The organism is Methylobacterium sp. D54C (genome assembly GCF_053345595.1).
Window position 1 is genome coordinate 157,714 of sequence record NZ_JBKFAK010000001.1, and the last position, 15,638, is coordinate 173,351.

A 15,638-nucleotide genomic window follows, 5' to 3' on the forward strand; every position below is an offset into this window, starting at 1 on the left:
GGACCGGCCGGGTCCGATCAGCCGCGCGCCTGGAGCCAGGCCTCGATCTCGCCGATGAGCGCCGCGCGGGCGCCCTCGTGCGTGACCGCCTCGACGGCCTCGCCGACGAAGGCCTGGACGAGCAGGCTCTCGGCGGTCGCGCGCGGCAGGCCGCGGGCCATCAGGTAGAACAGCAGGTCCTCGTCCGGCGCACCGCAGGTGGCGCCGTGGCCGCAGGCGACGTCGTCGGCGAAGATCTCCAGCTCCGGCTTGTTCATCATCTGCCCCTCGTCGGTGAGGAGGAGGCAGTCGGACTTCATCTTGCCGTCGGTCTGCTGGGCGGCCTGACGGACGATGATCTTGCCCTGGAACACGCCGGTGGCGTCGCCGTCGATGATCCACTTGAACTGCTCGCGGCCGACGCCGCCGACGGCGGCGTGATCGGCGAGCAGCGTCGAGTCGGCGAGCTGACCCTTGCGCAGCATCGCGGCGCCGTTGACCACGACGTTGGTGTCGTCGCCCGCGACGTGGACGAAGATCTGGTGGCGCGACAGGACCGCTCCGGTCACGAGGTTCACGGTCTCGACCTGACCCTCGGCCTCGACCTTGAGCGACAGGGTCGAGAGCGCGATGGCGGCGTCGCCCTGCTTGTTCAGGCGGGTGTGCCGGAAGGCGGCCTTGGGGCCGACCACCACGTCGAGGGCGTCGTTCGGCTGGCAGGTGAGCCCGTCCGGACCCTCGTGGCTCTCCAGGAGACCGAACTCCGCGCCCTCGCCGATCTGGACGAGCACGCGGGTCGCCGTCGAGAACGGCGTGTTCCCGGCGCCCACGAAGCGCAGGTGCAGCGGCCGCGCCGGCTTCGCGCCGGGCGCCACCGTGATCAGCGCGCCGTCCGCCAGGAAGGCGGTGTTGAGCTGGTAGACCGGGTTCTCCCGGGCCTGCGCCACCGGCGCGAGCTGCTTCAGGTCGACATGCGCCTTCGTCAGCGCCTCGGACATCGGGACGACCGTGACCCCCTCGGGGATCCGGTCGAGATCCGACAGCTCGCGGACGAGATGGCCGTTCACGAAGGTCAGGCGCGCGGCCTCGATGCCGGCGAAGCCCTTCGCCCCGGCGACGGCCGCCCGGGCGGCGTCGAGGCTCGGCGCCTCGGCCGGGGGCGCGGCCTCGGTGATGGCGGCGCGCAGGTCCGTGTACTTGAATGCCTCGACCCGCCGGCTCGGCAGGCCGGTCGCCTCGAAGAAGCGGAAGGCCTCCTCGCGGGCGATCGCCTTCTCGCTGGCGAAGCTCTGGCGGGCCGACTCGAACAGCTTCGACAAGCCGGCCTCGGCGGGGGAGCGGAGGTTGGTGACGTCGGCCATGGCTCAGGCCGCCTCCCCGGCGCGGTACTCGGCGTAGCCCGAGGCCTCGAGCTCGAGGGCGAGCTCTTTGCCGCCGGTCTTCACGATCTGGCCCTTCGACATGACGTGCACGGTGTCGGGCACGATGTGGTTGAGCAGCCGCTGGTAGTGGGTGATCACCAGGAACGAGCGGCCCTGGTCGCGGAGCGCGTTCACGCCCTCGGAGACGATGCGCAGGGCGTCGATGTCGAGGCCGGAATCGGTCTCGTCGAGCACGCAGAACTTCGGCTGCAGCAGCGCCATCTGGAGGATCTCCATGCGCTTCTTCTCGCCGCCGGAGAAGCCGACGTTGAGGGCGCGCTTGAGCATCTCCTTGTTGATCTCGAGCTTGTCGGCCGCGCCGTTCACCGCGCGGATGAAGTCCGGGGTCGACAGCTCGGCCTCGCCACGCGCCTTGCGCTGCGCGTTCAGGCAGGCCTTGAGGAAGGTCATGGTGCCGACGCCGGGGATCTCCAGCGGGTACTGGAAGGCCAGGAAGATGCCGGCCGCGGCGCGCTCGTCGGCGGCCATCTCCAGAACGTTCTGCCCGTCGAGCAGGATCTCGCCGTCGAGAACCTCGTAATCCTCCTTGCCGGCGATGACGTAGGAGAGGGTCGACTTGCCCGAGCCGTTCGGGCCCATGATCGCCGCGACCTCGCCGTCGTTCACGGTCAGGTTGAGGCCGTTCAGGATGCGGTTGTCCTCGATCTGCACGACGAGGTTCTTGATTTCCAGCATGTCAGTCCAAGTCCTTCAAAACCATTCGTCCCGCATCGCCCGCAGGAACGCGGCGCTCCCGGCCGGGTAGCCGGAGAGGTCGCCGATCACCGCGTCGATGCCGCACCGGGGACAGAGGGCGGTGCCCTCATCGGCGATCCAGCCCGCGATCTCGTCCGGCGCGAAAACCTCGAGGCAGAAGAAGCATCCGCACAGGACGCTGCTCCTGACCTCGTCGGCGTGCCGCGCGCTGTGCCGATGGGCCGCCCGCAGCACGTCGTCGTCGTAACCGCCCAGGCGGTCAGCCCACCGAGCCTTCCAGGCTGATCGAGATCAGCTTCTGGGCCTCGACGGCGAACTCCATGGGCAACTGCTGCAGCACGTCCCGCACGAAGCCGTTGACGATGAGCGCGGTCGCCTCCTCCTCGGAGAGGCCGCGCTGCTGGCAGTAGAACTTCTGCTCCTCGGAAATCTTCGAGGTCGTCGCCTCATGCTCGAAGACGGCCGAGGCGTTCTTCGACTCGATGTAGGGCACGGTGTGCGCGCCGCATTGGTCGCCGATCAGCAGGGAGTCGCAGTTCGTGAAGTTGCGCGCGCCCTTGGCCTTCCGGTGCGCAGAGACGAGGCCCCGGTAGGTGTTCTGCGACCGGCCGGCCGAGATGCCCTTCGAGATGATCCGGCTCGTCGTGTTCTTGCCGAGATGGATCATCTTGGTGCCGGAATCGACCTGCTGCATGCCGTTCGACACCGCGATCGAGTAGAACTCGCCGCGGGAATCGTCGCCGCGCAGGATGCAGGACGGGTACTTCCAGGTGATCGCCGAGCCGGTCTCGACCTGCGTCCACGAGATCTTCGAGCGGGCGCCGCGGCAATCGCCGCGCTTCGTCACGAAGTTGTAGATGCCGCCCTTGCCCTCGTTGTCGCCCGGGTACCAGTTCTGAACGGTCGAGTACTTGATCTCAGCATCGTCCAGGGCGACCAGCTCGACCACCGCGGCGTGGAGCTGGTTGTCGTCGCGCTTCGGGGCGGTGCAACCCTCGAGATACGAAACGTAGGAGCCCTTGTCGGCGATGATCAGCGTGCGCTCGAACTGGCCGGTGTCGCGCTCGTTGATGCGGAAGTAGGTCGACAGCTCCATCGGGCAGCGCACGCCCGGCGGGATGTAGACGAACGACCCGTCGGAGAAGACGGCCGAATTCAGCGTCGCGAAGAAGTTGTCGGTCACAGGCACGACCGAGCCGAGGTACTTCTGCACGAGCTCGGGATGCTCGCGCACCGCCTCGGAGATCGGCATGAAGATCACGCCGGCCTTCTCCAGCTCCTTCTTGAAGGTGGTGGCCACCGAGACCGAATCGAACACGGCGTCGACCGCGACCCGGCGCTCGGGGGCGATGCCCTCCAGCACCTCGACCTCGCGCAGCGGGATGCCGAGCTTCTCGTAGGTCTTCAGGATCTCGGGATCGATCTCGTCGAGCGATTCCGGTCCCTGCCGCTTCGGGGCGGCGTAGTAGTAGATGTCGTTGTAGTCGACCTTGTCGTAGGAGACGCGGGCCCACTCCGGCTCCTTCATGGTCAGCCAGCGCCGGTAGGCGTCGAGGCGCCACTCCAGCAGCCACGCGGGCTCGTTCTTCTTGGCCGAGATGAAGCGGACGACGTCCTCGGAGATGCCCTTCTCGGACTTCTCCATCTCGATCGTCGTCTCGAACCCGTACTTGTACTGGTCGAGGTCGATCGAGCGGACCCGGTCGATGGTTTCCTGCACAGCAGGCATCAGCGTCTCCTAGGCATCTCCGGCGTCAAGGGCCGGGAAGCGACTGTCGGAAAGCGGGGGGGCGGCGCTCAGGCCGCCTGACCTCGCCGTCTATATAGGGTCTCCACGACCCGTTCGAAGGCGTCGAGGAAGCATGCCACCTCCTCGTCCACCGTGTTCCAGCCGAGGCTGACGCGCAGCGCCCCCCCGGCGAGGTCGGAACCGACGCCCATCGCGGCGAGCGTCGCCGAGCGCGCGACCTTGCCCGACGAGCAGGCCGAGCCCGACGACACCGCCACGCCGGCGAGGTCGAGGGCGATCAGGGCCGAGGGCGCGTCGAGCCCCGGGACCGAGAAACTCAGGGTGTTGGGCAGGCGCGGCGCCCCGGCGGCGAACACCACCGCGTCCGGCGCCATGGTGCGCACGCCGGCCTCGATCCGGTCCCGGAGCGCGGAGAGGCGCGCCGCCTCCGCGTCGAGCGCCGCGCGGGCGATCCGGGCAGCCTCGCCCATGCCGACGATGGCCGGCAGGCACTCGGTGCCGCAGCGCAGCCGCCGCTCCTGGCCGCCCCCGCGCAGGAAGGCGCTCTCCAGGCTGACGCCCTCGGCCAGGACCAGCGCGCCGACCCCCTTGGGCGCCGCGAACTTGTGGCCCGAGAGGGTCAGCGCGTCGAGGCCGAGCGCCGCCATGTCGAGGGGGATCTTGCCGACGGCCTGCACGGCGTCGCTGTGGACCAGGGTCCGGCCGTGCGCCCGCGCCAGGCCGACGATCTCGGCCAGCGGCTGCACCGCGCCGGTCTCGTTGTTGGCGGCATGGACCGAGAGGACCAGGGTCTCGTCGGCGAGAGCACCCAGGCGCGCCTCCAGGGCGGCGAGATCGACCACGCCGTCGGCGGTGACCGGGACTTCCTCAACGGCCGCGTCCGGGAACCGGTGACCGGCCGCAACGCAGGGATGCTCCGTGGCGGAGTGGAGCAGCCGCCTCGGGGCCGCCGCGCCGCCGCGACGGAGAGCGCCCGACAGGACCGCGTTCGCCGCCTCGGTCCCGCCGCTGGTGAAGACGACCTGCTCGGGCCGGGCGTTCACGAGTGCCGCCACCTGGGTGCGGGCCGCTTCGAGGGCGGCCCTGGCCGCCCGTCCCTCCGCATGGATCGAGGACGGGTTTCCGAGGAGCGTGAGCGCGCGCGCGACCGCCTCCGCGACGTCCGGGCGGACCGGCGCGGTGGCGTTGTAGTCGAGATAGGCGCGTGCCCGGCTCATCCGCGTTCCGTTAAGCCCTCTGCTGCGGCGCGTCACAATTCCTTGCCCGCGCGCCGGCTCGCCGTGCTAAGGCGCGCCGAGACAATGAGATCCCGCCGACCCGGCACGGTCGGCGTGGCAGCCAACGCGGTGCTTCGGACGGGTTGTTTAGAGCAGTTCTAATCGCCTAGAACTGTTCTAAGACTGCTTTTATGGTGCGCGCGCGACGAGTCAAGGCTGCTGCGCCGCCGGGCCGATAGCCCGGCGGGCGATCTCCGGAGCGAGAGACGAGCGATGCCCGAAGTGATCTTCACCGGCCCGGCCGGCCGCCTGGAAGGCCGTTACCAAGCCCCCAAGAAGCGCGGCGCGCCGATCGCCATCATCCTGCACCCGCACCCCCAGTTCGGGGGCACGATGAACAATCAGATCGTGTACAACCTGTTTTACACGTTCGCCAATCGCGGTTTCGCGGCCCTGCGCTTCAATTTCCGCGGGGTGGGACGCAGCCAGGGGTCGTTCGACCACGGCTCGGGCGAGCTGTCGGACGCCGCGGCCGCCCTCGACTGGGTGCAATCGGTCAACCCGGAGGCGAAGTCCTGCTGGATCGCCGGCGTGTCCTTCGGCTCGTGGATCGGGATGCAGCTCCTGATGCGCCGCCCCGAGATCGAGGGATTCATCTCCATCGCCGCCATGGCGAACCGCTACGACTTCACCTTCCTGGCCCCCTGCCCCTCCTCCGGCCTGTTCGTGCACGGCTCCGAGGACCGGGTCGCGCCCGCCCGCGAGGTCATGCCGGTGATCGAGAAGGTGAAGACCCAGAAGGGCGTCATCATCGAGCACCAGATGGTCGAGGGCGCCAACCATTTCTTCGACGGCAGGGTCGAGGAACTGACACAGACGGTCGACACCTACCTCGACAAGCGCCTCGGCAAGCGCGAGGAGGCGGCCTGACGGATCCGGCCCCGCGCCTTGACGGGGGGAGCCCCGGAGGAATAGGGCGCGGGTTTCGGAATTGAGACGCACCTTCGCAGGTCTGATGTCAGATAGCTCGTCCGACCACCCCGTCGTTCTCCTCGTGGAAGATGACGGCCTCCTTCTGATGGAGGCCTCGGACACCCTCGCGGATGCGGGCTTCACCGTCGTCGAGGCGACGCATGCCGACAAGGCGCTGAAGGTCCTGGAGAACCGCGACGACGTCGGCGTCCTGATGACCGACGTCGACATGCCGCAGGGATCGATGGACGGCTTCGCCCTGGCCCGCCTCGTCGCGCATCGCTGGCCCTCGATACCCGTGCTGGTGGTATCGGGCATGGGCACGCCCGGTCCCAACGACATGCCGGAGGGCGCCCGGTTCATCCCGAAGCCCTACGAGCCGACCACCCTGGTCCGGACCCTGCAGGCCTTCATCCGCCGCGCGGCTTGACGCACGGATCCGCTCGGGCTGACACCCGGTCCGGGCCCTGAACACCCGACCGAGAGCCATGACGGACAAGAACAGACCGCACCGCTTCGCGACCCGGGCCATACACGCCGGCGCGGCGCCCGATCCCGCCACGGGCGCCCGGGTCCAGCCGATCTACTTCACCAACGGCTTCGTCTTCGACTCGACCGAGCAGGCCGCCGACATCTTCGCGGGCCGCCGGACCGGCTTCTCCTACTCGCGCGGATCCAACCCGACGGTCGCCGCGCTGGAGCGTCGGATCGCCGATCTTGAGGGCGCGAAGGCGGGCGTGGCGGTGTCCTCCGGACAATCGGCCATGCAGCTCATTCTGATGACGCTGTTGAAGAGCGGCGACGCCTACGTCGCGTCGCCGCGCCTGTTCGGCGGGTCGCTCGGCCTGATGCGCCGGCTCGACGGGCGCTACGACCTGAAGCCGCGCTTCGCGCGCGGTATCGCCCCGGAGGATTTCGAGGCGGCGATCACCCCGGACTGCCGGGCCATCTTCTGCGAATCGATCGTGAACCCCTGCGCGTCGGTGGTGGACCTCGACGGCATCGCCGCGGTGGCCCGCCGCCACAACCTGCCGCTCGTCGTCGACAACACCCTCGCCTCGCCGGCCCTGATCCGGCCGATCGAGCACGGCGCCGACATCGTCTGGCACTCCACCTCGAAGTTCCTGAGCGGCTCCGGCCAGACCATCGGCGGCGTGATCTGCGACGCCGGCCGCTTCGACTGGGCGAAGGCCGGCGGCTACAACCTGATCACCGAGCCCTGGCCGGACTATGACGGGCTGGTGCTCACCGAGGCCTTCCCGGCGACCCCCTTCGCGGCGGCGTGCCGGTTCTTCGGCCTGCGGGACCTCGGGCCCGGCCTGTCGCCGATGAACGCGTTCCTGACGCTCATGGGGATCGAGACCCTGCCGCTGCGCATGGAGCGGCACTGCGCCAATGCGCGGGCGGTGGCGGCCTTCCTGAAGGATCACCCGGCCGTGGCCTGGGTGAGCTACCCGATGTTGCCGGGCCAGACCGGCGAGGACCTCGCCCGCCGCTACACCCCGGACGGGCCGGGCTCGATCTTCACCTTCGCGCTGAAGGGCGGCGAGCCTGCGGCGCTGCAGTTCATCGCCGGGCTGGAGCTGATCTCCCACTTGGTGAACATCGGCGAGATCAAGTCGCTGGCGATCCACCCGTCCTCGACCACGCACCGGCAGCTGCCGGAGCACGAGAAGGCCGCCGCGCAGGTCGGGCCCGAGACCGTGCGGCTGTCGGTCGGGCTGGAGAACGAGGCCGACCTGATCGCCGATCTCCAGCAGGCGCTGGATCGCCTGTAGTCGTCATCGCGAGCGCAGCGAAGCGACCCAGAGCCGCGCGATCTCGACGATCGTGGCGCCGCTGGATTGCTTCGCGCCGCCCGCGAGGACGGCCACGGCGGGCAGGGAGTGGCCGCAACCGGGATGGCCTCAGCGCCGCCGCTCCAGGATCGACACGTAGTTGGCGACCGCCGCACCGCCCATGTTGAAGATCCCGGCGAGCTCCGCCCCGGGCACCTGCATCTCGCCGGCCTCGCCCATGAGCTGAAGGCAGGCCATGACGTGCATCGACACGCCGGTCGCCCCCACGGGGTGACCCTTGGCCTTCAACCCGCCGGACGGGTTGATCGGCAGCCGGCCCCCCTTCTCGGCGAGCCCCTCGCGCACGACGCGAAACCCCTCGCCCGGGGCGGCGAGACCCATCGCCTCGTACTCGATCAGCTCGGCAATGGTGAAGCAGTCGTGGGTCTCCACGAAGGAGAGGTCCTCGTTGGCGATCCCGGCCTGGGCCCGCGCCTTCTCCCAGGCCATTCGCGCGCCCTTGAACTCCGCCGGGTCGCGGCGGGACAGGGGCAGGATGTCATTGACGTGCGCGCGCGCGCGGAAGCCGATCGCCCGCTCCAGGCCCTCGGCGGTCTCGGCATCGGCCACCACAAGCGCCGCCGCCCCGTCCGAGATCAGCGAGCAGTCCGTGCGCCGCAGGGGGGCGGCCACGTAGGGGTTCTTGTCCGAGACCCGGTTGCAGAAGTCGAAGCCGAGGTCCTTGCGCAACTGCGCGTAGGGGTTGCCGACGCCGTTGCGGTGGTTCTTGGCGGCGATGCGGGCCAGCTCCTCGCTGCGGTCGCCGTAGCGCTGGAAGTAGCCCGCCGCGATCCGCCCGAACACGCCCGCGAAGCCGCCCTCGATGTCGGCCTCCTCCTTCCGGTAGGAGGCGCCCAGCAGGATGTCGCCGGTCTCGGCGACGGTCTTGGCGGTCATCTTCTCGGCGCCGATCACCAGGGCCACGCGGCCGCGGCCGCTGTCGACGAAGTCGAGGGCCGCGTAGAGCGCCGCCGACCCGGTGGCGCAGGCGTTCTCCAGGTGGGTCGCAGGCGCGTGGGCGAGGCCCGGCCGGTTCACCGCCACCAGCGAGCCCTCGAAGCCCTGCTTCGAGAAGCCGGTGTTCATCGAGCCCACGTAGATGCCGTCGACCTGCGCCTCCTCGACGCCGGCATGGGCCAGCGCCTCCCCCGAGACCCGGGCGATCAGCCCCTCGACATCGGGCTCCTCGAGCTTGCCGAAGGGGGTGTGGGCCCAGCCCACGATGCAGGCGCGCGTCATCCGGTGACCTCCCGTGTGTGGACAGGACGATGGGCCCGCCGCGGCCGGCGATCAAGACAGGGCGCGGGTTCTTCGACGCGCCGGACCCGTCCGGAGGAGGGCCGCTCGGGCCCGCTCAGCGCAGGTGGAAGGCGACCCACGCGACGCCGACCAGCACCAGCGCGGTCAGCAGCGCGCGGCCGAGCGCGCGGCGACCTCTCACGGGGCGAACAGCTCCGGATGGCGTGCGCGGAGCGCCAGGATCAGGGCCAGCGTCTTGAGGTCGGTGATCTCGGCGCGGTCGGCGCGTGCGGCGAGCTCGGCCAGCGGCATCTCGACCACCCGGATGTTCTCGTGCTCGCCCTCGGCCCCGCCACCCGCCTCCGCGCGATCCGCCCGGTCGTAGGGCGCGAGGTAGAGGTGGATCTTCTCGGTGGTCAGGCTGGCGCAGGAATAGGTGGCGCCGACGAACTCGAGCGCCCGCAGGCGCAGGCCCACCTCCTCCAGCGCCTCCCGGCGGGCGTTCTCCTCCGGGCTGCCGGCGTCGATCAGGCCCGCCGGTGCCTCCAGCTGGACCTGCTCGCCGGCCGCGAAAAGCGGCGGCACCCGCAGCTCGCGCACCAGCGTCGCGACCTTCCGCTCCGGGTCGTAGGGCAGGATCCCGACCGAGTCGCCGTGGTCCTCGATCTCGCGCTCGACGACGGCGCCGTCGGCGAGGCGCACCCGCGCGATCCCGAAGCGGCTCCAGCCCTCGTGGACGAAGCGGACAGTGAGGATCTCAGCTTTCATGGGCACGCCCCCCTCATCGCCTTACACGGAACCGTGTCCTCGGGTTCCGGGAACGCCGGCGCCCGCGGCCACGTTTGGTCGGACACGCGCATGGTCACGCTTCCGCGGGGCGCGCCGGTCAGGATCGATGCGGACAGGATCGACGCAGGCAGGATCGACGCAGGCAGGACCGATCGGCGGGCTCGGGAAGCGTTCGCGGCGCGACGGCGCAGCGATCTGGGTCGTCCTCGCCCTCACCTACATGGTCTTCGCCGGCTCGGTGAGCCTGAACGAGGGGATGGCCGCCGTCGGCTGCGCCAGTCTCGGCACGCTCTGGTGGTGGGGCGTCGGACGGCGCGGCGGGCTGCGCTTCCGCTTCGACCGTGAGGCGCTCCGCCCGCTCGGCCCCGCCATCCGCGACATGCCGCGCCAGAGCGCCCGCGTCGGGCTGCGCCTCCTGCGCGCGGTCCTCGGTCGCGCCGGCGGCGGCGCGACCCGGGAGCGGAGCGCCGCCGAGATCGCCTGGGCCACGCCGGAGGGCGAGGCGGCGCCGGCCGCTCGGGCGGTCGGGCTTCTGGCCGCGTCGCTCGCCCCCGACAGCTACGTGCTCACCCTCGACCGCGCGCACGGAACCGTGGTGACGCACGGCCTGGAGGAGGCGCGATGAGCGTCTGGACGGTCGCCATCCTGGCGCTGCTGCCGCCGCTCGCGGTGGCCGCGGCGCTCGCGTGGCGGGGCAGACCCGGCCAGCGTTTCGCCGCCTACCAGCTCGCCGGCAGCGTCACGGTCCTGATCCTGACGCTGATGGCCTTCGCCACCGACCAGGCGTCGATCACCGATCTCGCCCTCACCCTGGTCCTGCTCAACCTGCCCGGCACGATGCTGCTCGCGGTCTTCTTGGAGCGCTGGATATGAGCGTCGCGATCGGCTCGGTCCTGGCCCTTGCCGTGGCGGCCGCGTGGCTCGCAGCCCTCGCCCTCTGGCGCCTGCCCCGGGCGCTCGACCGGATGCACGCCGTCGCGTTCCTGAACGTGGCAGCCGCGATCCTCGTGACGGTGACGGCCTTCCTCGCGGACGGCGTCTCCGGGCGCTCGCTCAAGATCCTGGTGATGATGGTGGTGTTCCTCGCCTGGGCGGCGGTGCTGTCGCACGTCTCCGGCCGGGCCGTGCTGATGCGCGAGGGCCGCTCGGCATGACGGTCATCCTGCCGCTACTCTTCCTGCTCACCGCGGTCTCCGGCACCGCCGTGGTCCTCGTGCGCGACCCCGCGCGGCAGGTCTTCGCCATCGCGGTCAACGGGCTCGTCCTGGCGATCCTGTTCGACGCCCTCCAGGCCCCCGACGTCGCGCTCTCGGAGCTGGCGGTCGGTTCGGCGGCGGTGCCGCTCCTCTTCCTCGTGGCCCTGATGGCCGTGCGGACGCAGCCGCCCGAGGAGGAATCGTGAGCCCGCGCGCCCGCGTCGTGCTCCTGGCCCTCGCGGGCCTCGTGCTTCTCCCGGGCGCGGCCGCAGTGATCGCCGGCCTGCCGCCCTTCGGGTCGACGATCGCCCAGTACGGCGCGCGCATCAACGCGATCGTTCCGGAGGCCCGGCACGTCGCCAACATGGTGAGTGCCATCAACTTCGACCTGCGCGGCCTCGACACCCTCGGCGAGGAATTCATGCTGCTCGCCGCCATCACCGGGACAGTGGTGCTGCTGCGCGGGCGGCGCGGCGAGGGCAGCTCCGAGCGCGCCATGCGCCGGCCCGGCCGGGCCGTGATCCCGCGCTCCGAGGCGGTGGTGCTGGCCTGCCGCGTCGCCGGCCCGCTCACCGCGCTGTTCGGCCTCTACGTCGTGCTGCACGCGACCGTCACGCCCGGCGGCGGCTTCCAGGGTGGCGTCATCCTCGCCTCCGGAACCCTGCTGATCTACCTCGGCGAGGGCTATGCCGGCTGGCGCGACGCCATCCGCAGCCACTGGCTCGACGCGCTGGAGGGGGGCGGCGCGCTGCTCTTCGCGCTGTGCGGGCTGGTGCCGATGCTCACCGGCGCCGCCTTCATGCAGAACATCCTGCCGCTCGGCACCTTCCGCGACCTGTTCTCGGGCGGCCTGATGCTGGTCGAGAATCTCGGCGTTGCCCTCGCGGTGACGGGCGGTTTCACGCAGCTCTTCCTGGAATTCATGGAGGAGACCCGCGAGGCCGACGCGCCCGAGGAGCCGGGGGAGGAATCCGCGTGAGCGCGGTCACCAGTGTCCTGCCCTACGCGGTCGCCGCGTGGCTGTTCGGGATCGGCCTCTACGGCATCGCCACGAGCCGCAACTTCATCCACCTCGTGGGCTGCCTCGGCGTGTGCCAATCGGCGACCTACGTGCTCCTGCTCGGCCTCGGCTATCGCTGGGGCAGCATCGCGCCGATCTTATACGACCACCCGCCGGGGACGCCCGCCGTGGACCCGGTGATGCAGGCGCTGGTGCTCACCGACATCGTGGTCGGCGCGACGCTCACCGCCCTCCTCCTCGTCCTGACCATTCAGGCCTACAAGCGCGGCGGCAGCCTGGACCCGGAGAAGCTCCGACCGATGCGCGCGGGCGGCAAGTCCGGGCGCGACGCAGGGTCCAGCCGCGTGCGCGACGCGGAGCGGAAAGTCCCGTGACCGCCTTCCCGGCCGCCCTCCTGCCCCTGCCCGTCGCGATCCCGCTCGTGGTCTGCGCCGCGATGCTGGCGACCGCGCACGTCCTGCCCGGCCGCCTGCCCGACATCCTGGCGACGCTGGCGGCGCTCACCGTCGCGGTGCTCTGCGGCTTCATCGCCACCCGCGCCGCCGACGGGCCGCTGGTGTACTGGTTCGGCGGCTGGGAGCCGCGCGACGGGGTCCATCTCGGTATCGGCTTCTCGGTGGACGAGGCCAGCGGCTGGGTCGCGGCCTTCATCGGGCTGCTCTACGCCCTGACATTCGTGTTCGCCTGGGGCTTCTTCGACCGCACCCACGGCCACTTCCACATCCTGATGCTGCTGTTCCTGGCCGCCATGGTCGGGTTCTGCTTCACCCGTGACATGTTCAACCTGTTCGTGTGGTTCGAGGTGATGAGCGTCGCGGCTTTCGCGCTCACGGCCTACCATCTGGCCGAATCGGCGCTGGCAGGCGCCATCAACTTCACGGTGGTGAACAGCCTCGCGGGCTTCCTGATGCTCGGCGGCATCGGCCTGATCTACGCCCAGACCGGCACGCTCGACTTCGAGGGCATCGCGGCCGCGGTGGCGCGGGGCGGCCGGGATCCGGTGGTGGCCGGGGCGTTCTGCCTCGTCGCGGCCGCCCTGATGATCAAGGGCGCGATCGTGCCGTTCCAGTTCTGGCTCGCCGACGCGCACGCGGTCGCGCCGAGCCCGGTCTCGGTGATCTTCTCCGGATCGATGGTCTCGCTCGGCCTGTTCGGCCTCGCGAAGGTGAGCGCCGTCGTGTTCGGCGGCTCCGATCAGGTCCAGCACGCCCTGCCGGGGCTCCTCATCGGCCTGGGCAGCTTCACCGCCCTCCTGGGCGGCTGGATGGCGCTGCTGCAGCGGCACCTCAAGCGGCTGCTCGCCTTCTCGACCATCTCGCACGCCGGCATCATGCTCACCGGCCTCGGCGCCCTCTCGGTTGACGGGACCGGCGGGATGCTCGTCTACGTGGTCGGGCACGGGCTGGTGAAGGGCGCCCTGTTCATGATCGCCGGCATCCTGCTCGCCACCCAGGCCAGCATCGACGAGATCGCGCTGCGCGGCCTCGGGCGGGGGATCTGGCCCGCCGGCGTCGCCATGGCTCTGGCCGGGCTGCTGCTCTGCGGCCTGCCCCTCGGTGTGCTCGACCAGGGCACGCGCCTCGTCCAGGGCACGCTCTGGCAGCAGGGGCACGGGGTCGCGCTGGCGGCCGGCGCCATCGGCGCGGCGCTTACCGGGGCCGCGGTGCTGCGGGCCGCGGGCCGGATCTTCCTCGGGCTCGGGCCAGATCCCGGCGACGAGGCCGGGGCCCCGAGCGCGGACGAGCGCGAGAAGGCCAACCGGCCGCTCTGGCTGATGCTGGCGCCGTGCTGCCTTCTCCTCGCGCTCGATATCGGTCTGCCGGCGGGCCTGATCGAGCACGCTCTCCCGCGGGCGGCGTCGGCCTTCATGCACCGGCCGACCGTGCACGCGCTGGCGGAGGGGCCAGGCTGGCTCCCCTGGGCCTCGGTCGCCGCCGCCCTGGCCGGCGCGGGATACGGGCTGTTCCGCAGACACCTGCCCGCGTTCGTGGTCCGGCCGGTCAGCGCGACGCAATCCGCGCCGACCCGCGCGCTGGAAATGCTCCATAGCGGCTTGATCGGCGATTACGCCGCCTGGCTCGCCGTGGGCGTGGCGGCGATCGCGGCCGTGCTGGCCATCGCCTGAGCGCGCCCGTCGCCGCGCGCCTCAGCCGACGGGCTCAAGCCGGCACAGGCCATCGGCCAGCGGCTCGCTCGTGTATGCTTTCGGGAAAGGCCTGGGGGAAGTGGTGCCGCAAGAGGGATTCGAACCCCCGACCCCCTCATTACGAAACACGGGTTACTCAGCAGATTAGTTGACAGAATTGCTTACCGGTCGTCAGAAGCGTTGATTGATGAAGGGTTTGTGCACGCATACCCTCTCATCGTAAGGACAGGATCGCGACGAACCTCCGTCCGTCTGCTTACTATGTGCTTACCGGAACGGCGATGCGCCTGACGAACCAAACCGCCGCAGCTGTGCAGCTCCCGGCCGGGCGCGACCGCATCGTGGTCTTCGACGATGACCTGCCCGGCTTCGGGCTGAGCGTGAGCAAGGGCGGCTCGCGGATGTGGGTGGTCCAGTACCGGAACGCCCTCGGCCAATCGAAGCGGGAATCGCTGGGCAAGGTCGGGCTGCTCTCGGCGACTGATGCTCGGCGCGCGGCGAGCGAACGGCTGGCCCGGGCGAAGCTCGGGGAGGATCCGCACGCCGAGAAGGCGAAGGCCAAGGCCCGAGTCGCAGTGACCTACGGCGCCATGGTTGACCCGTACCTCGACGCGGTCTCGCCGCATCTCCGGCCTGCCTACCTCGCCGAGGCCGGGCGCTACCTGCGCACGGTCTGGAAGCCGCTTCACAAGCTGCCGCTCCACACGGTCAGCCGGCGGGAGATCACTGAGCACCTAGGCAAGATCCGGCGCGAGACCGGCCCACACGCGGCGAATCGCGCCCGCTCGGCTCTCTCGGCGCATTTCGCATGGCTGGTCGGCACCGGGGCGGCCGAGCTGAACCCGGTCATGGGCGTGCCGAAGCCGGCGCCGGAGGTGCGCCGCGCGCGGGTGCTGACCGAGGACGAGTTCGCCCGGGTAATGAAGGCCTGCCGAAACGACGACTTCGGCCGAATCGTCCGGCTGCTGCTGATGACTGGCCAGCGCCGCGACGAGGTCGCCGACATGGCCTGGGCCGAGCTGAATCTCGCCGGCGCGGTGTGGTCCCTGCCGGACGCGCGGGTGAAGAACGGCCAGGGCCACGATGTGCCCTTGTCGGCCCCTGCCCTGAAGATCCTCGCGGCGACAGACCGGATCGAGGGGCGCTCGCTCGTGTTCGGCCAGGGCGAAGGCGGATTCCAGGGGTTCTCGCGGGCGAAGGCCTCGCTCGACAAGCGGTCCGGCGTGACGGGCTGGCGGCTGCACGACCTGCGCCGCACGGCCGCGACTGTCATGGCCGACCGCCTCAAGGTGCTGCCGCACGTCGTCGAGGCGGTGCTCAACCACATCTCCGGCCACAAGGCGGGCGTGGCCG

17 protein-coding genes and 1 pseudogene are annotated in these 15,638 nt (G+C 70.7%); 11 read left to right on the top strand and 7 right to left on the bottom strand.

The window, feature by feature from the left end; genetic code table 11:
• Nucleotides 1–17 precede the first annotated feature (17 nt).
• From ACLBYB_RS00805 to ACLBYB_RS00825, 5 genes are all read right to left on the bottom strand, one after another.
• Complete coding sequence (locus ACLBYB_RS00805) at nt 18–1,340, bottom strand: SufB/SufD family protein (protein ID WP_447697537.1); 1,323 nt, start codon at nt 1,338–1,340, stop codon at nt 18–20.
• Between the two features lie 3 nt (nt 1,341–1,343).
• Entirely contained in the window at nt 1,344–2,096 is a 753-nt protein-coding gene (gene sufC / locus ACLBYB_RS00810) for a Fe-S cluster assembly ATPase SufC (protein WP_447695100.1), read from the bottom strand.
• Between the two features lie 15 nt (nt 2,097–2,111).
• Nucleotides 2,112–2,351, bottom strand: coding sequence for a hypothetical protein (locus ACLBYB_RS00815; protein ID WP_020093413.1), 240 nt, complete (start codon nt 2,349–2,351; stop codon nt 2,112–2,114).
• 25 nt (nt 2,352–2,376) lie between these two features.
• Nucleotides 2,377–3,846: a Fe-S cluster assembly protein SufB gene (sufB, locus tag ACLBYB_RS00820; protein ID WP_026604969.1), complete on the bottom strand. Its 1,470-nt coding sequence runs from the start codon at nt 3,844–3,846 to the stop codon at nt 2,377–2,379.
• Between the two features lie 68 nt (nt 3,847–3,914).
• Complete coding sequence (locus ACLBYB_RS00825; RefSeq protein WP_447697538.1) at nt 3,915–5,084, bottom strand: cysteine desulfurase family protein; 1,170 nt, start codon at nt 5,082–5,084, stop codon at nt 3,915–3,917.
• 273 nt (nt 5,085–5,357) lie between these two features.
• On the opposite strand from ACLBYB_RS00825, the gene ACLBYB_RS00830 reads away from it, so the two are divergent.
• From ACLBYB_RS00830 to ACLBYB_RS00840, 3 genes are all read left to right on the top strand, one after another.
• Entirely contained in the window at nt 5,358–6,014 is a 657-nt protein-coding gene (locus ACLBYB_RS00830; RefSeq protein ID WP_447697539.1) for an alpha/beta hydrolase, read from the top strand.
• A gap of 85 nt (nt 6,015–6,099) precedes the next feature.
• Complete coding sequence (locus ACLBYB_RS00835; RefSeq protein ID WP_447697540.1) at nt 6,100–6,486, top strand: response regulator; 387 nt, start codon at nt 6,100–6,102, stop codon at nt 6,484–6,486.
• Nucleotides 6,487–6,544: 58 nt separating this feature from the next.
• Complete coding sequence (locus ACLBYB_RS00840; RefSeq protein WP_447697541.1) at nt 6,545–7,834, top strand: O-acetylhomoserine aminocarboxypropyltransferase/cysteine synthase family protein; 1,290 nt, start codon at nt 6,545–6,547, stop codon at nt 7,832–7,834.
• Nucleotides 7,835–7,963: 129 nt separating this feature from the next.
• Here the strand turns inward: ACLBYB_RS00840 and ACLBYB_RS00845 are convergent, their stop codons facing one another.
• Both ACLBYB_RS00845 and ACLBYB_RS00850 read right to left on the bottom strand, forming a co-directional pair.
• Nucleotides 7,964–9,133: an acetyl-CoA acetyltransferase gene (locus tag ACLBYB_RS00845; RefSeq protein ID WP_447697542.1), complete on the bottom strand. Its 1,170-nt coding sequence runs from the start codon at nt 9,131–9,133 to the stop codon at nt 7,964–7,966.
• A gap of 198 nt (nt 9,134–9,331) precedes the next feature.
• Nucleotides 9,332–9,901, bottom strand: coding sequence for an NUDIX domain-containing protein (locus ACLBYB_RS00850; protein ID WP_447698123.1), 570 nt, complete (start codon nt 9,899–9,901; stop codon nt 9,332–9,334).
• A 127-nt stretch (nt 9,902–10,028) separates the two neighbouring features.
• Between ACLBYB_RS00850 and ACLBYB_RS00855 the strand changes: the two genes are divergently transcribed.
• From ACLBYB_RS00855 to ACLBYB_RS00890, 8 genes and pseudogenes are all read left to right on the top strand, one after another.
• Nucleotides 10,029–10,547: a hypothetical protein gene (locus ACLBYB_RS00855; protein WP_447697543.1), complete on the top strand. Its 519-nt coding sequence runs from the start codon at nt 10,029–10,031 to the stop codon at nt 10,545–10,547.
• Nucleotides 10,544–10,795, top strand: coding sequence for a monovalent cation/H+ antiporter complex subunit F (locus ACLBYB_RS00860; RefSeq protein WP_012317693.1), 252 nt, complete (start codon nt 10,544–10,546; stop codon nt 10,793–10,795). Before ACLBYB_RS00855 ends, ACLBYB_RS00860 begins: the two co-directional genes overlap by 4 nt.
• On the top strand, nt 10,792–11,076 hold the full coding sequence (locus tag ACLBYB_RS00865) for a monovalent cation/H(+) antiporter subunit G (protein ID WP_447697544.1): 285 nt from the start codon (nt 10,792–10,794) through the stop codon (nt 11,074–11,076). The genes ACLBYB_RS00860 and ACLBYB_RS00865 overlap by 4 nt, the downstream gene beginning before the upstream one ends.
• Nucleotides 11,073–11,324, top strand: coding sequence for a Na(+)/H(+) antiporter subunit B (locus ACLBYB_RS00870; RefSeq protein WP_020093423.1), 252 nt, complete (start codon nt 11,073–11,075; stop codon nt 11,322–11,324). The genes ACLBYB_RS00865 and ACLBYB_RS00870 overlap by 4 nt, the downstream gene beginning before the upstream one ends.
• Nucleotides 11,321–12,097 (top strand): MnhB domain-containing protein, encoded by a 777-nt coding sequence (locus tag ACLBYB_RS00875; RefSeq protein WP_447697545.1) that lies wholly within the window; start codon nt 11,321–11,323, stop codon nt 12,095–12,097. The genes ACLBYB_RS00870 and ACLBYB_RS00875 overlap by 4 nt, the downstream gene beginning before the upstream one ends.
• Nucleotides 12,094–12,513: a sodium:proton antiporter gene (locus tag ACLBYB_RS00880; RefSeq protein ID WP_447697546.1), complete on the top strand. Its 420-nt coding sequence runs from the start codon at nt 12,094–12,096 to the stop codon at nt 12,511–12,513. The genes ACLBYB_RS00875 and ACLBYB_RS00880 overlap by 4 nt, the downstream gene beginning before the upstream one ends.
• On the top strand, nt 12,510–14,264 hold the full coding sequence (locus ACLBYB_RS00885) for a complex I subunit 5 family protein (protein WP_447697547.1): 1,755 nt from the start codon (nt 12,510–12,512) through the stop codon (nt 14,262–14,264). Before ACLBYB_RS00880 ends, ACLBYB_RS00885 begins: the two co-directional genes overlap by 4 nt.
• A 302-nt stretch (nt 14,265–14,566) precedes the next feature.
• Nucleotides 14,567–15,607 (top strand): annotated as a pseudogene (locus ACLBYB_RS00890) (tyrosine-type recombinase/integrase); the annotation flags it as partial.
• Nucleotides 15,608–15,638: the final 31 nt, after the last annotated feature.

What these genes read in the sequence shown, in the direction of transcription:
- ACLBYB_RS00805 (WP_447697537.1), bottom strand. Translation starts at nt 1,340, where the DNA reads ATGGCCGACGTCACCAACCTCCGCTCCCCCGCCGAGGCCGGCTTGTCG.
- sufC (WP_447695100.1), bottom strand. Translation starts at nt 2,096, where the DNA reads ATGCTGGAAATCAAGAACCTCGTCGTGCAGATCGAGGACAACCGCATC.
- sufB (WP_026604969.1), bottom strand. Translation starts at nt 3,846, where the DNA reads ATGCCTGCTGTGCAGGAAACCATCGACCGGGTCCGCTCGATCGACCTC.
- ACLBYB_RS00825 (WP_447697538.1), bottom strand. Translation starts at nt 5,084, where the DNA reads ATGAGCCGGGCACGCGCCTATCTCGACTACAACGCCACCGCGCCGGTC.
- ACLBYB_RS00830 (WP_447697539.1), top strand. Translation starts at nt 5,358, where the DNA reads ATGCCCGAAGTGATCTTCACCGGCCCGGCCGGCCGCCTGGAAGGCCGT.
- ACLBYB_RS00835 (WP_447697540.1), top strand. Translation starts at nt 6,100, where the DNA reads ATGTCAGATAGCTCGTCCGACCACCCCGTCGTTCTCCTCGTGGAAGAT.
- ACLBYB_RS00840 (WP_447697541.1), top strand. Translation starts at nt 6,545, where the DNA reads ATGACGGACAAGAACAGACCGCACCGCTTCGCGACCCGGGCCATACAC.
- ACLBYB_RS00845 (WP_447697542.1), bottom strand. Translation starts at nt 9,133, where the DNA reads ATGACGCGCGCCTGCATCGTGGGCTGGGCCCACACCCCCTTCGGCAAG.
- ACLBYB_RS00850 (WP_447698123.1), bottom strand. Translation starts at nt 9,901, where the DNA reads ATGAAAGCTGAGATCCTCACTGTCCGCTTCGTCCACGAGGGCTGGAGC.
- ACLBYB_RS00855 (WP_447697543.1), top strand. Translation starts at nt 10,029, where the DNA reads ATGCGGACAGGATCGACGCAGGCAGGATCGACGCAGGCAGGACCGATC.
- ACLBYB_RS00860 (WP_012317693.1), top strand. Translation starts at nt 10,544, where the DNA reads ATGAGCGTCTGGACGGTCGCCATCCTGGCGCTGCTGCCGCCGCTCGCG.
- ACLBYB_RS00865 (WP_447697544.1), top strand. Translation starts at nt 10,792, where the DNA reads ATGAGCGTCGCGATCGGCTCGGTCCTGGCCCTTGCCGTGGCGGCCGCG.
- ACLBYB_RS00870 (WP_020093423.1), top strand. Translation starts at nt 11,073, where the DNA reads ATGACGGTCATCCTGCCGCTACTCTTCCTGCTCACCGCGGTCTCCGGC.